This window comes from Streptomyces sp. SAI-135 (genome assembly GCF_029893805.1).
Taxonomy (GTDB): domain Bacteria; phylum Actinomycetota; class Actinomycetes; order Streptomycetales; family Streptomycetaceae; genus Streptomyces.
On sequence record NZ_JARXYP010000002.1, the window covers coordinates 9,097,276 to 9,110,895 of the forward strand.

The 13,620-nt window shown below is 69.7% G+C and carries 13 protein-coding genes and 2 pseudogenes; 14 read left to right on the plus strand and 1 reads right to left on the minus strand.

Annotation, left to right across the window (positions count from 1 at the left end; all coding sequences use genetic code 11):
• Positions 1-95 precede the first annotated feature (95 nt).
• From M2163_RS45700 to M2163_RS45755, 12 genes and pseudogenes are all read left to right on the plus strand, one after another.
• Positions 96-491: a VOC family protein gene (locus M2163_RS45700; RefSeq protein ID WP_280897108.1), complete on the plus strand. Its 396-nt coding sequence runs from the start codon at positions 96-98 to the stop codon at positions 489-491.
• 104 nt (positions 492-595) lie between these two features.
• The gene (locus tag M2163_RS45705) at positions 596-1,045 is read left to right on the plus strand and encodes a thioesterase family protein (RefSeq protein WP_348541362.1); all 450 of its coding nucleotides are present in this window, start codon (positions 596-598) and stop codon (positions 1,043-1,045) included.
• Positions 1,046-1,356: 311 nt separating this feature from the next.
• Positions 1,357-1,587, plus strand: a pseudogene (locus M2163_RS45710) (IS5/IS1182 family transposase); the annotation flags it as partial.
• 1,455 nt (positions 1,588-3,042) lie between these two features.
• The gene (locus M2163_RS45715) at positions 3,043-3,348 is read left to right on the plus strand and encodes an MSMEG_0570 family nitrogen starvation response protein (protein WP_280897109.1); all 306 of its coding nucleotides are present in this window, start codon (positions 3,043-3,045) and stop codon (positions 3,346-3,348) included.
• Positions 3,345-4,700 (plus strand): MSMEG_0569 family flavin-dependent oxidoreductase, encoded by a 1,356-nt coding sequence (locus tag M2163_RS45720; protein ID WP_280897110.1) that lies wholly within the window; start codon positions 3,345-3,347, stop codon positions 4,698-4,700. The genes M2163_RS45715 and M2163_RS45720 overlap by 4 nt, the downstream gene beginning before the upstream one ends.
• Positions 4,701-4,711: 11 nt before the next feature.
• Positions 4,712-5,527 (plus strand): amidohydrolase family protein, encoded by an 816-nt coding sequence (locus tag M2163_RS45725; RefSeq protein WP_280897111.1) that lies wholly within the window; start codon positions 4,712-4,714, stop codon positions 5,525-5,527.
• A gap of 64 nt (positions 5,528-5,591) precedes the next feature.
• The gene (locus M2163_RS45730) at positions 5,592-6,122 is read left to right on the plus strand and encodes an MSMEG_0572/Sll0783 family nitrogen starvation response protein (protein ID WP_059193510.1); all 531 of its coding nucleotides are present in this window, start codon (positions 5,592-5,594) and stop codon (positions 6,120-6,122) included.
• A gap of 10 nt (positions 6,123-6,132) precedes the next feature.
• Positions 6,133-7,224 (plus strand): MSMEG_0568 family radical SAM protein, encoded by a 1,092-nt coding sequence (locus tag M2163_RS45735; protein ID WP_280846926.1) that lies wholly within the window; start codon positions 6,133-6,135, stop codon positions 7,222-7,224.
• On the plus strand, positions 7,221-8,660 hold the full coding sequence (locus tag M2163_RS45740) for an MSMEG_0567/sll0787 family protein (RefSeq protein WP_280897112.1): 1,440 nt from the start codon (positions 7,221-7,223) through the stop codon (positions 8,658-8,660). The genes M2163_RS45735 and M2163_RS45740 overlap by 4 nt, the downstream gene beginning before the upstream one ends.
• Positions 8,657-9,508: a carbon-nitrogen hydrolase family protein gene (locus tag M2163_RS45745; protein ID WP_280897113.1), complete on the plus strand. Its 852-nt coding sequence runs from the start codon at positions 8,657-8,659 to the stop codon at positions 9,506-9,508. The genes M2163_RS45740 and M2163_RS45745 overlap by 4 nt, the downstream gene beginning before the upstream one ends.
• The gene (locus M2163_RS45750) at positions 9,505-10,341 is read left to right on the plus strand and encodes a carbon-nitrogen hydrolase family protein (protein ID WP_280897114.1); all 837 of its coding nucleotides are present in this window, start codon (positions 9,505-9,507) and stop codon (positions 10,339-10,341) included. The genes M2163_RS45745 and M2163_RS45750 overlap by 4 nt, the downstream gene beginning before the upstream one ends.
• Positions 10,338-11,444 (plus strand): MSMEG_0565 family glycosyltransferase, encoded by a 1,107-nt coding sequence (locus M2163_RS45755; protein WP_280897115.1) that lies wholly within the window; start codon positions 10,338-10,340, stop codon positions 11,442-11,444. The genes M2163_RS45750 and M2163_RS45755 overlap by 4 nt, the downstream gene beginning before the upstream one ends.
• A gap of 197 nt (positions 11,445-11,641) precedes the next feature.
• Here the strand turns inward: M2163_RS45755 and M2163_RS45760 are convergent, their stop codons facing one another.
• The gene (locus M2163_RS45760) at positions 11,642-12,025 is read right to left on the minus strand and encodes a hypothetical protein (RefSeq protein WP_280897116.1); all 384 of its coding nucleotides are present in this window, start codon (positions 12,023-12,025) and stop codon (positions 11,642-11,644) included.
• A gap of 72 nt (positions 12,026-12,097) precedes the next feature.
• Here M2163_RS45760 and M2163_RS45765 point away from each other — a divergent pair, with 72 nt between their 5' ends.
• Positions 12,098-12,868, plus strand: coding sequence for a transposase (locus M2163_RS45765; protein ID WP_280897117.1), 771 nt, complete (start codon positions 12,098-12,100; stop codon positions 12,866-12,868).
• 282 nt (positions 12,869-13,150) lie between these two features.
• A pseudogene (locus M2163_RS45770) lies at positions 13,151-13,414 on the plus strand (hypothetical protein); the annotation flags it as partial.
• Positions 13,415-13,620 lie beyond the last annotated feature (206 nt).

Genomic DNA, 13,620 nt, shown 5'->3' on the forward strand with positions numbered 1-13,620 from the left:
CCCCCGGTCCGCTGGCACAGAAGCGCAGGCCGCTCGTTGCCACACCCGGTCGAGCGGCGCACATAAGAAGCAATCCGTGACAACAGGAGAACACTATGCCGATATTACGTACATTTACGCGATTCACTGTCGAGGATTTTAACCGTTCGGTAGCCGCGTTTGAAGCCCTCACCGCATCTTCGGCCCTGCGATTCCCCTACGGAGACTGGCAGACGGCAGTGATCCGCGACATCCTCCTGGTCTGTATTCCGCCGGAACAGAAGCCGAGCTACACGGTGCAGGCGGTGTGTGTGGTTGACGACCTCGACCAGATCCTGCGGACGACGAAAAGTCATGCGGCGACGTGCATCAATGGCCCCAAGGATGCCCCATTGGGGCGCAACTTCATCGCACAGCACGCAGACGGAATGATCATCGAGTACGTCCAGTTGCGCCATGAGTTTGCCGCCCTCCTGGCAGACCACAGCAATGCAGTTCCAGATCCTGACTGAGCAGTTGAGCTCGCCCACCTCCTCGACCTGAGACCGGCCGGGGCGCTCTTCACCCCAAAGCATTCAGTCTTGGCCTTCGCCAATCAAACGTTCGGAGTTCGCAAGTGATTCAAGCCGACCTTCCGCAGCCGGTTCCCGCACCTGATTTCGGGGTCCTGATGCCGGTCAGGGTCCACTTCGACGACCTCGATCCCTTTGGGATGCTGCACAACACCCGCTACAATTTGCTCGTCGAACGAGCCTGCAACATGCTGTGGGAGACAACGGCCGGGGAAAGACTAGGCGATGACGAATTCGTCATTGTCAAGAAAGCTGACATCACTTATGAAGCACCTGTCCACGGTGCGGGACTCTACGCTGTCCAACTCTGGGTGACGCGCCTGGGTACGTCCTCGGCTACGTGGGCATATCGTTTCTGCTCCACCGACGCGCAGACCATTCATGCACACGGGACCCGCACCCATATCCGTCTGGACCGGAACACGCTGCGTCCCGCTCCTTGGAGTGACGAAGCGCGGGTGCTCGCCAAAGGGTTCATGGGACCGCTCTCGTGACGTCAGTCAGCAGCCGGCACGTGCAGGGCTGTGCCGAAGAGGCCCTGACCACCGGGACCTGCCTGTTGCAGGGAGGGAAGACTCTCCAGCTGAAGCTCTGCTTGGCCTAACGGCACGGGCATGAGTGCTGCTGTACCGGTAGCCGCGTACGTGCATGGTGAGGAGGGGCCGTTTCCGGCGCGAACATGCACGACAGTCCGGGCCTGGAGCCGCTTGTACGCGGCATCCCGCCGATCCGGTCCCGCCGCGGCCGGGCCGGCGTCGGCGGCCGGCGAAACGGCACGCGGACAAGGCTATGACTACACCACCTGCGCCAATGGCTTCGCGAGTGCGGTATCCGTCATCGCATTGCCAGCAAGGGTGTCGAGTTCTCGCAGCGGCTGGGCCGGCATCGGTAGGTGGTCGAGAGAACCATGTCTTGGCTGGCCGGCTGCCGACGCCTCCACCGGCGGACGAACGGAAGGCCGAGCACTTCCTCGCCTTGTCGGCATAGCGCGACCCTGATCGGCTATCGCCGACTGACGCCCCTGCTCACGGCCTGAGCCGATCATGCTGTACGTCGAAGCAGACCAGCCCCATGGGCTCTGCCACGGTCGCAGCGTCGGCCGACGCCTCCTCGGCCATGCTCCACCGCATGGGGAAGTAGATCAGCGGACCACTGGCCTCGCCGATCAGCGGCCCGGTGACCAGGGCGAGGTGTCCTCATCGTCCTCGGCGGGGTCGCACCACCGCCCAAGCAGCGCGGCCACGTAAGCCGCGCCTGTGGGCCCCGGACCGTCCGGCAATCGGCGGGAGTGCAAACGCGGTGAGGGTGCTCGCACGCACAGCCACGGCACCGCCGTACCTCCTTCCCCACAGGCCGCACGGCTTCGGAGACCCGCGTGCAGCCCATCATCACCGTGCCACCGGCCCGGCCGCCGACGAGCGTTCGGCGTTCCCGGACGTGCCTCTTCCCGCTCCCGGTACGGCGTCGGGGACGGCTCGGGGAAGACCAGCGCCTCGGTGGTCATCGGCAACACCAGCCCGGTCGTCGTCCCGGGCAGCCGCTCGTCGAGCGAGCCTGGGATCGTACGGCGGGAACGACGGCAGGATGTACAGCAGCGGGAGCCACGGCGCCACGCCCGCCGGACGCGGTCCGGCCACGGCGGAGTCGCCCGGCGGTAGCCGACCGCCAGCATCCCCGCGACGGCGCTCCAGGTGCGCACCGAGAGACAGGTGCCGACGACCACCAGGACCCAGCACAACGGAACCACCCGCAGCATGCTCACCGCACGCAGCCGCCCGGTTCCCGGGATCCGTGAGAGTCCGCCCAGAGCCACCGCGCCGAACAGGGTGTACGTGGCCGCGACGGGACTGTCCAGCCCGTAGCGGAAGAGGTGGAAGCCGGTCGCAGCGGCCAGGGCCACGCGCACGGCCCGGGGGCCGGAAGCGGCGTAGGCCACCGGGAACCTCCCGGCTCGGACGCCCCTCACCCCTCCTCCAGGATCACCCCAATGCTCCGCGCGCCCGTCCTGGACCGTTGGCATGGCGGGGGAGGTGCGGCAGCGTCGAACGAGGCGTGGGCGTGCCTCGATGTGCCAGGGGGCGTTCTCCTGGGACATCGGAACACCTCGGTGCTTCCGTCGGCCGTAAGGGCCGTGAGAAGGGGGAACGCGCTGAGCAGCGCGATCACCAGGAGGCGACCCGACCGACATCCGTCGAAGCATCTTGGTTTCACGCGCCGCGACGTGCCGATCCGTCGCGGCTGCCGGTGTAGTCCCGGCGGGCCGGGAGCGGGCGGATCGATGCGGTTCACCCGCGGGTACTGCCCGGGACCGGCCGACGCGGGAGCGCTTGCCCGGGGAAAAGGTGTGTCCATTCGCTCCCGAACCGGCGTGAGGTCTTGGCAACTCCCCTTTATTCCCGATGACTTCGTTCGGAAATCCCCGAGGGCTGGAGTTGGTCTCCACAGACAGCGGCGAGGTGTCAAGGCCCCGGCGCCCGGCATGGAGGATGTCATGCCCGAGATGTATTTTCATGTGCGCTGGCCCGATGGGACGACCCAGCGCTGCTATTCGCCCTCCACGGTAGTCGAGGACTATTTCGTTCCCGGCAGCCAGTACCCACTCGCGGACTTCCTCGAGCGCAGCCGCACGGCACTGGGCATCGCGGGGGAGCGCGTGCAGGAGAAGTTCGGCTTCTTCTGCACCGGTGCCTCCGACCAGCTCGCGCAGATCGAGCGGACCGCCGCCGCGTACGCCACCGTCAGCGATGCCGAGGTCACGGTCGAGTCCCTGACCGGCGCCGACGGGAGTGCACGGTGAGTTCGGCTCCGGCGATAGGGCCGGCCGGCGCCCTCCCGCACAGCCTGACGGGCAGGGGAGGCGCCCCGATCCCGGTGGCAGTGGTCGGCGGCGGCCAGGCAGGCCTCTCGATGAGCTACTGCCTCGGGCGGCGTGGTGTCGAGCACGTCGTCATCGAGGCGAACCGGGTCGGGCACGAGTGGCGCGAGCGCCGCTGGGACTCCTTCTGCCTGGTGACCCCCAACTGGCAGTGCCGGCTGCCCGGTTACCCGTATCAGGGCGACGATCCGGACGGGTTCATGGTCCGCGAAGAGATCGTCCGGTACCTGGAGGGCTATGTCTCCTTCTTCCGGCCACCGCTGGCGGAGGGTGTGACGGTCACCCGGCTGCGGCGCTCGCCGAGCGGACTGTTCGAACTCTCCACCACCGCCGGGGACTTCACCGCCGAGCAGGTGGTGGTCGCCACCGGCCCCTACCACACGCCGTCCGTCCCGCCGATGGCCCAGCGACTGCCCGACGGCATCACCCAGGTCCACTCCTCCCGCTACCGCAGCCCCGACCAACTCCCCGAGGGCGCGGTCCTGGTGGTCGGCACCGGCCAGTCCGGCTGCCAAATCGCCGAGGACCTCCACCTCGCCGGGCGCCAGGTGCACCTGGCCGTCGGCAGCGCCCCTCGTGTGGCCCGCTTCTACCGCGGCCGCGACTGCGTGGCGTGGCTCGACGACATGGGCCACTACGACAAGTCCATCGACGAGTTCGACGACGCAGCCGCCGTGCGCATGCGGGTCAACCACTACGTCACCGGCCGCGACGGCGGCCGCGACATCGACCTGCGCGCCTTCGCCCGCGACGGCATGCGGCTGTACGGGCGGCTCACCGCGATCACCGGCACCGACCTGGAGTTCGCCGACGACCTGAAGGTGAACCTCGACCACGCCGACGCCGTCGCCGAGGGCATCAAGGACGCCATCGACGCCCACATCACCGCGCACGGCATCGATGCCCCGACCGAGCGCCGCTACGTCCCGGTGTGGGAACCGGACGAGCAGCCGCGCGCACTGGACCTTCAGGCCGCCGGCGTCACCTCGGTGATCTGGGCGACCGGCTTCCGGCGCGACCACCGGTGGATCGAGGCCCCCGTCTTCGACGGCCGCGGCTACCCGATGCACTGGCGCGGCGCCACCAGCACGCCCGGTCTGCACTTCCTCGGTCTGCCCTGGCAGTACTCGTGGGGCTCGGGCCGCTTCGAGGCGGTCGGCCGGGACGCCGAGTTCCTTGCGGACCACATCGACGCCTCGCGCCGCCTGGCCGACGTGTGCGGCACGCTCACCGGAGCCCCCAGCGAACTCGCCTCCGCCCTCCCGATCGGCTGAGGAATCACTCCATGGTCTACGACGCACACCGCCATATCGGCGTCCTGCCCGCCTATCCCTTCTACGGAGGCCCGCCCGTCAACCCGGACACCACCGCCCGCGCCACCGTCAAGCAGCTCATCGCCGACCTGGACGCGGAGGGCACCGAACGGGCCCTGGTCATCCCCAACTACGGCGTCCCGGACCCCGCGATCGCCTTCTCCTTCAACGAACTGGCGCTGGAGGCCGCGCAGAGCGACGACCGGATCCGTGCCGGGCTGTGGGTGTCCCCGCGCCCGGAGGACGCCCAACGCACAGACCAGGCTCTCCAGTTGGCGGGCGAGCCCGGAGTCAAGGCCCTGAAGCTGAGCTTCCTGCTGGGCGGCCGTCCCACGGACCCGGCCTGCCGCCCCCAACTGGAACGCATCTTCGCCGAGGCCGCCCGGCACGGCCTCATCGTCCACGTCCACACCTCTCCCGGCGCCGCCTCCGACATCGACGAGGTCGGCCACCTCGTCGACTGGTACGCCGACCAAGTGCCCGTCCATCTTGTGCACTTCGGCGGCGGGATGAGCGGCCACATCAAGCTCGTCGGCTCCCGGTTCTTCGACTGGATCAGCGCCGGCAAGCGTGTCTACACCGACCTCTCCTGGGCCATCGGCTTCACTCCCCGCTGGCTGGCCCAGGAGATCGAGCGCCGCGGCATCGGCCACGACCGGGTGCTCTTCGCCAGCGACCAGCCGTGGGGCGACTTCACCGGCGAGTACGCCCGCCTCGCCGAAGCCACCGGCGGCGGCCAACTCGGTGACCTGGTCTTCCGGGACACCTTCGCCGCGCTCTACGACTGAACGACCCCGACCCCGACCCCGACCCCGACCCGGGCTCCCTTCCCGTCCGCACAAGGAGACAGCCATGTCCGAATCCGTCGTCACCGCCGAACTCTCCGACGTCGAGCAGAAGTCCCTCGACGAGATCCCGCACCCCTCGCTCCCCGAGGGCACCAGCATCTACGGCTCCACCAAGGTCTTCCCCGACTACCAGGCCGAGAACGGCGAGACGTACTTCACCCTCGTCCACGGCATCGCCCACGAGTCCTCGGTCTCCTTCGTCGCCGTCCTCCAGGCCACCCGCGCGCTGCGCAAGGGCTTCGAGACCGCGATCTACTTCTACGGCCCCGGTTCGCTCAACTGCCTGGCCACCCGCGGCTTCCCGACCACCGGCAACTCCGCCTTCCCTGGCGAGCACAACATCAACAACCAGCTCAAGACGTTCATCGCCGAGGGCGGCAAGGTCTACTGCTGCCGCTTCGGCCTGTCCCTGCACGGCGCCCGCGAGGAGGACCTCATCGAGGGCGTCATCCCCACCCACCCCCTCGACGTCCAGGACGCCCTGATCCACTACGCACGCAAGGGCGCCATCATCAACTCCACCTACCAGCTGTAGGGAGCACGACGTGAGCGTTGGCACCGGAAACAGCGGTACGGCGGTGGACGTGCGGATCATGACCCGCGCCGAACTCGCCCTGCGCGGCGTCGCTTCGGACACGCCCCTGCGGCGTCCGGACGGCGCGGGCCCCAGCGACGACGGACATGTCCTCGTCGACGGTGCCAACGCCGCGCTCCCACGCAACCCCCACAGTCCCTACTCCGTGCGCGACGGCAAGGTGTGGCTCGGTGACGAGGACACCGGAATCTCCCTCACACCCGTACGCCGCCCGAGGTTCTACGACCTCACCACCGCCGACGGCATCCGCTACGAGCAGATCGCCCGCCTGCACGGCTCGGATGTCCTGGCCACCACCGTCGTGCAGACCTGCATCCGCTACGCCGAGTCCGACCGCTGCCGCTTCTGCACCATCGAGGAGTCCCTGCGCTCGGGTGCCACCGTGGCCGCCAAGACCCCGGCGCAACTCGCCGAGGTCGCCGAGGCCGCCGTACGGCTCGACGGCGTACGGCAGATGGTGATGACCACCGGCACCACCACCGGACCCGACCGCGGCGCCCGCACCCTCGTACGGTCGGTCCGGGCGGTGCTGGCAGCCGTGCCCGGCCTGCCGATCCAGGTGCAATGCGAACCACCCGGCGACCTCGCCTGGATCCGCGCGCTGCACGACGCCGGAGCCACCGCCATCGGCATCCATGTCGAGTCCCTCGACGAGCAGGTGCGCCGGCGCTGGATGCCCGGCAAGTCGACGGTGCCGCTGTCCGAGTACGAGGCCGCGTGGGACGAGGCGGTGCGCGTCTTCGGACCCAACCGCGTCTCCACCTACCTCCTCGTCGGCCTGGGCGAGGATCCCGACGAACTCGTTGCCGGAGCAGGCCGGCTGATCGACCGGGGGGTGTACCCGTTCGTCGTCCCGTTCCGCCCGATGAGCGGCACCCTCGCCGCCCGCGACGGCGTTCAGGCACCTGGTGCGGACCTCCTGACGTACGTCACCGAGGGCGTCGCCGCGAAGCTCCGCGCTGCCGGGATGAGCGGCGCCGACCAGAAGGCCGGCTGTGCGGCCTGCGGAGCCTGCAGTGTGCTCCAGACAGCGGGCGGGTGAGCGGCGTGAACCTCGACGGCTCCGTCATCGTGCCGGCCGTGGACGATCCGCAGGACATCCTGGCCCTGCTGGGCGACCGCAACACGCTCGCCCGCCGGCCCGCCTTCCGCATCGAGGAGGCGGACGGCCGGGCGGACGTGGCCGCCTACCGGGAGCTGCGCCGCGCCGCCTTCGTCCAGGAGCAGGGACTCTTCGCCCATCACGACCTGGACGACCACGACACTGACCCACGGACCGTCGTCCTGGTCGCGAAGGACCCCCAGGGCACCGTGGTCGGCGGGGTGCGCCTGGGCCCGGTCGACGAAGGCCCCGACCTCGGCTGGTGGCAGGGCGGGCGCCTGGTCGTCGCCCGCCGGGCTCGCGGCCCGTACGGCATCGGCGCGGCCCTCGTCCGCGCCGCCTGCGCCCGCGCGGAGGCGGAGGGCTTGCTGCGGTTCGACGCGACTGTCCAGGCACGCAACGAGGTACTGTTCCGGCGCCTCGGCTGGCAACGGGTACGGGACACGACGGTCGCGGGCGCGCCGCACGTCCTGATGCGCTGGCCGATCGGCCGCATCGCCGCCCTCGCGGCGGCCACGAAGTCCCCCCTCGGACCGCTCCTCACCGCACTCGCCCCGCCCCCGGGTTTCGTCGGTGACGACGGCGCGCCCGTGCCCGGCACCGACGTGATCGCGGCGTGCGACGCGATCGTGCCGTCCATGGTCGAACGGGACCCCGAGTGGGCGGGCTGGTGCGCGGTCCTCGTGAACGCCAATGACCTCGCCGCGATGGGCGCAGCCCCGCTCGGACTGCTGGACGCGGTGGGCGCCCACGACGCCGCGCACGCCGCCCGGGTCCTGGCCGGACTGACCCGGGCGGCACAGGCGTACGACCTCCCGGTGCTCGGCGGGCACACCCAGCTCGGCGTCCCGGCCGCCCTGTCGGTGACCGCGCTCGGCCGCACGGACCGGCCGGTGCCGGGTGGCGGCGGCCGCCCCGGACACGCCGTACACCTCACAGCCGACCTCGGCGGGGACTGGCGCCCGGGCTACCGGGGCCGCCAGTGGGACTCGACCAGCCACCGCCGTACGGACGAACTGCGCACCATGACCGGCGCGGTGGCCGCCGCACGGCCCGCCGCCGCCAAGGACGTGTCGATGGCGGGCATCGCCGGCACCCTCGGCATGCTGGCCGAGGCGAGCGGCTGCCGTGCGCTGCTCGACGTGGCCGCCGTGCCCCGGCCGGGGGCCGCGACGGTGGGGGACTGGTTCACGTGTTTCCCGGGCTTCGCGATGCTCACGGCCGACGAACCCGGCGCACCGCCCCTGCCCGCCGGTCCCGCCACGGGTGCGGTGTGCGGGGAGCTCACCGAAGGAGAAGGCGTCGGGCTGCGCTGGCCCGACGGAGAGATCACCGAAGCGGTCATGTCCACCGTGACCGGGATGGGGACAGCATGACCGCCCTGCGCATGGCCGCCGTCGCCGCCGAGTTCGGCCGTGACCTGGAGGAGGACTTCCAGATCGCCGAACGGCTGATCAAGGAAGCCAGGGAGGAGGGCGTACGCCTTCTGGCTCTGCCCGAGGCGTGCCTCGGCGGGTATCTGCTCAGCCTCGACGACTCGACCGAACTCGACGAGGGCCCGCCCGCGCTCGCCCTCGACGGCCCCGAGATCCGCCGACTGGCGTCCCTGGCAGGGGAGTTGACGGTCGTCGCCGGATACTGCGAAGCGGCCGGGGAAGCTCGCTACAACAGCGTCGTCTGCGTCACCGGTGACGGCGTCCTCGGCAACCACCGCAAGGTCCACCAGCCGCTGAGCGAGGACGCCAGCTACTCCTCCGGTGATCGCTTCCACGCCTTCGACACCCCGGTCGGCCGGATCGGCATGATGATCTGCTACGACAAGGCGTTCCCGGAGTCCGCCCGCGCCCTCGCCCTCGACGGCGCCGAGATCGGGATCTGTGTCTCCGCCTGGCCGGGATCCCGGACGAACGCGGCCACCGACCTCGTCGACGACCGCTGGAAACGCCGCTTCGACCTCTTCGACCGGGCCCGCGCGCTGGAGAACCAGATCGTGTGGCTGTCGGCCAACCAGGCGGGCACGTTCGGGTCGCTACGCTTCGTCGGCAGCGCCAAGGTCGTCGACCCCGGCGGCGAGATCCTCGCCGACACGGGCGTCGGCGCGGGCGTCGCCGTCGCCGAACTGGACGTCGCACAGGCACTGGAGACCGCCCGCCGGTCGATGGGGCACCTGCGCGACCGGCGGCCCGAGACCTACGACGTACCCACAGGAGCAGTCAGCGCATGAGCACGATCCGGATCGCGGCCGCTGCCGCCCACTTCGGCCGCGACCTGGAGTTCGACCTGGCCCGCATCGCCAAGCTCATCGACGACGCGCGCACCTCCGGCGCCAATCTGCTGGTCCTGCCCGACGCCGCGCTCGGCGGCTACCTCGCCGACCTGCGCCACCCCGACCCCCAGGCCCTGCCGCCGGCCCTGAAGCCGGACGACCCGCTGATCCTCCAAGTCGCCCGTATGGCTGCCGAGATGGTGGTCTGTCTCGGCTACTGCGAGGACGGCGGCGACGAGCGCTACAACGCCGCGGTCTGCGTCAGCGGCGACGGGGTCCTCGGCCGCCACCGCAAGGTCCATCTGCCGGCCGGCGAGGTCGCCGCCTACGCGCCCGGCGACCGCTTCGACGCCTTTGACACCCCGGTCGGCCGCATCGGCATGCTCATCGACTACGACAAGACCTTCCCCGAGTCGGCCCGTTCGCTGGCCCTGGACGGCGCCGAGATCCTCGCCTGCCTCTCGGCCTGGCCCACGTCCATCACCAACCGCGCCCCGCGCATGGCCCAGGACCGCCAGGCCAAGCTCTTCGACCTGTACGACCAGACCCGCGCCGCCGAGAACCAGGTCGTCCTCGCCTCCTCCAACCAGACCGGCGCCATGGGCGGCATGCGCTTCCTCGGCCAGTCCAAGGTGGTCGGCCCTGGCGGTGACATCCTCGCCCGCACCTGGTCCAAGGCCGGCCTCGCGGTCGCCGGGATCGACGTCGCCGAGGAGATCGACCGTGCCCGACGCACCCTGCGCCACCTCGATGAACGCCGACCTGACGCCTACCGGGAGACCCCGTCGTGAAGATCGCTCTGCTGAGCTACTCCACCAAGCCGCGCGGAGGCGTCGTCCACACCCTCGCCCTCGCCGAGGCGCTCGCCGCTGCCGGGCAGGACGTCACGGTGTGGACGCTGGGTCGCGGCGGCGACGCGGGCTTCTTCCGGCCGGTCGACCCCGCCGTGCGGCTGCGGATCGTTCCGTTCCCGGACGGCCCGCCCGAGGAGCGAGTCGGCGAGCGGATCCTGCGCTCCATCGCCGTCCTGGGCACGGCTTTCGAGCCCTTCGCGGCGGCGTACGACATCGTCCACGCTCAGGACTGCATCAGCGCCAACGCGGTCGGCGGCCGCTGCGTGCGCACCGTCCACCACATCGACCACTTCACCACCCCCGAACTGGCCGCCTGCCACGAGCGGGCCATCGTCGAGCCGTACGCGCACATCTGCGTGTCGTCGGCCGTCGCCACGGAACTGGCCGACGGCTGGGACATCAAGGCGGCGGTCATCCCCAACGGGGTGGCCTACGACCGTTTCGCCACGACGGACCCGGCCGCCCGTGCGAACTGGCGTGCCCGCCTGGGCCGTTACGTCCTCACGGTCGGCGGCATCGAACCCCGCAAGGGCTCGCTGGACCTGCTGGAGGCGTACGCCCTGCTGCGCTCCGCACACCCGGACGTACGACTGGTGATCGCGGGCGGCGAGACCCTCTTCGACTACCGCGACTACCGAGCCCGCTGGGAAGCCCGCGCAGCCGAACTCGGCGTCGAACCGGTCGTGTTGGGCCAGGTCACCGAGGACGACCTGCCGCCCCTGGTGGCCGCCGCGTCCGCTTTCGCCTTCCCCTCGGTCAAGGAGGGTTTCGGACTGGCCGCGATGGAGGCGCTGGCCGCGGGAGTTCCGCTGGTCGTCCGCGATCTTCCCGTACTGCGCGAGGTGTTCGACAGCGCCGCCCGTTTCGCAACCACCCACCAGGATTTGGCCGCTGAGCTCGGCGCCGCGCTCACGGACGACACCCCCGCGCGCCGGGAGAGGGGTCGCCGACTCGCCGCCCGCCACACCTGGGCCGCCGCTGCGGAACGCCACCTCGCGTTCTACGTCTCGTGGCTGAGCGGCACCGAGGGCCTCCGATAGGACCCGACCGCGAGTCTGGCAACGCAGCCGCAGTCGTTCCCTCGACATCCGATCTCCGGATGAGGCAACCCATGCGCGCTTGTACCGTCGCAAGCGCCGGTCTCTCCGGGCGAGGGCGTTGGGTCGCTCACCACGCTCCTTGACTAAGAGCTGTCCCGCAACTGCTGGCGACAGTGAGCCGGTAACGCTGACCGACGTCAGCCGAAGAGGAGGTCAACGTCCTTCGCGATGCACAGCTGCAAGACGACCACCAACTGGCGGGCGTCGTCGATGTGCCGTCGGTGGAGCGGGTCGATGCTTCCCTCTTGAGGCTGGTCGGCGATCTCCTGCATGCGGGGTAGGACCGCTGCGCACTGCATCGGCGAGAGGTCGGGGCCACCGTCGTCGGGATGATTCAGGAGTGGTGCCAGGCTGGTGGAGACATCGTTCCAGGGGCGCTGTCCACCGAAGCCGTGCATCTCGTCCAGTGCGAACCCCTCGACCTGCGCCAGCCACCGCCGGAACACTCCGAAGCCGGTGTAGGACCAGGACACGTCCGGGCTGCTGGTGTCGTCGTCTCCTGGGAACAGGACGAGCCCCATGTGTCCTCCTCGTTGACCGCGCATACAGGATCGGCCTCAGGAAAGGGCGACGGCAACTGAAATGATCTCGTCGTGGCTGGTGTGATCACGGCGTCGGAGCCGTCCTGGATAGGTCCGTTCACCGGGTTGAGCCCGCGTCAGTTCGGCAGGCTGATCACCGCGTTGCGGCGCGAGGGTGCGGATCCGGTGCGCAAGGGCAGGCCGTGGAGCCTGCCGCTTGAGAATCGGGTGCTGCTGGTCGCCGCATACTGGCGCACCAACCTCACCCTGCGCCAACTCGCACCGCTGTTCGGGGTGTCGAAGTCCGCGGCCGATCGCATCATCGACGACCTCGGCCCGGCGCTCGCGCTGCAGCAGCGCAAGCGGTTCCGCCAGGGCACCGTACTGATCGTGGACGGCACCCTGGTGCCCACCCGCGACCACGCCGTCGCCGAGCAGTCGAAGAATTACCGGTACTCCACCAACCACCAGGTCGTCATCGACGCCGACGCCCGGCTCGTCGTCGCTGTCGGCCGGCCACTGCCAGGCAACCGCAACGACTGCAAGGCATGGGAGCTGTCCGGCGCAAAGGAGGCCGTCGGCAAGACCATGGTCATCGCGGACGGCGGCTACCGGGGCACCGGCCTGGTCATCCCGCACCGCCGCGAGAAAGGCCAGACCGAGCTCCCGGCCTGGAAGGAGGAACACAACACCTCCCACCGCAAGGTCCGCGCCCGCGTCGAGCATGCCTTCGCCCGGATGAAGACCTGGAAGATCCTCCGCGACTGCCGCCTCAAGGGCGACGGCGTCCACCACGCCATGCTCGGCATCGCCCGCCTGCATAACCTCACCCTCGCCGGCTGACGAAGAACAGGCTGGTCAACGACCACGTCTTCGATCATTTACGGGACAGCTCTTACCGTCTCAGCAATGAGCGAACACTTGGTGTGCTCGGCACGTGTATTGCTGTGACCGCGTAGGTTCGCCGGGTTGGTGGTGTGACGGAGTGGTCTATTTGGCCACTGAGCGTCTTAGAGGCCGTTCGCTTTCCGAATGCCGTGTGCGGACTCCGTTGGTCAGGCATGGGATTGCGGCTGTGGCGGGAGTCTCGACTTGTTGCTGATCGAGTCGGCCTGGGGGTGGCACATGCCGTCGATGCGGACGGTCCTGGAAACGCGGCGGAAGGCCGCTGCCGTGCGGGTGGAGGAGCTCGAAGCCGAACTGGAGCGGGTGCGGACGGACCTGGCGGAGGCCGAGGAGGTTCTCAAGCTTCGGACGATCGGCCTCGAGCAGTATCTGGAAGCGCTCGCCGGGGAGGGTTAGCCGGCCGAGATGGTCGTTGGCCCGTCGCCGAGGAAGCCGGTCGGCCCGCGCCAAGCGGTGCCGCATCGGGAGAATGCGGCCGGGGTCGCAGTGAGGACGTTGACACGACGGCGGGTCAGGGGCCAGGACCGGTTGGATGTGGCGCTTGCCCTCGGCTTGCTTGCGTTCGTAAAACCGGCGATAGTCTTCATCGGTTCTCATTAACGTTACTCAAGGAAGTCGTTCGCCAGTGACTCCCTAAGTCATCTTGAAACGACATTCACGACGAGGCTCTGGTCCACTTCGTGTGGTCC

Excerpts from the sequence above, each read along its gene's own strand:
- M2163_RS45700 (WP_280897108.1), top strand. The coding sequence starts at position 96 with ATGCCGATATTACGTACATTTACGCGATTCACTGTCGAGGATTTTAAC.
- M2163_RS45715 (WP_280897109.1), top strand. The coding sequence starts at position 3,043 with ATGCCCGAGATGTATTTTCATGTGCGCTGGCCCGATGGGACGACCCAG.
- M2163_RS45725 (WP_280897111.1), top strand. The coding sequence starts at position 4,712 with ATGGTCTACGACGCACACCGCCATATCGGCGTCCTGCCCGCCTATCCC.
- M2163_RS45730 (WP_059193510.1), top strand. The coding sequence starts at position 5,592 with ATGTCCGAATCCGTCGTCACCGCCGAACTCTCCGACGTCGAGCAGAAG.
- M2163_RS45745 (WP_280897113.1), top strand. The coding sequence starts at position 8,657 with ATGACCGCCCTGCGCATGGCCGCCGTCGCCGCCGAGTTCGGCCGTGAC.
- M2163_RS45750 (WP_280897114.1), top strand. The coding sequence starts at position 9,505 with ATGAGCACGATCCGGATCGCGGCCGCTGCCGCCCACTTCGGCCGCGAC.
- M2163_RS45760 (WP_280897116.1), bottom strand. The coding sequence starts at position 12,025 with ATGGGGCTCGTCCTGTTCCCAGGAGACGACGACACCAGCAGCCCGGAC.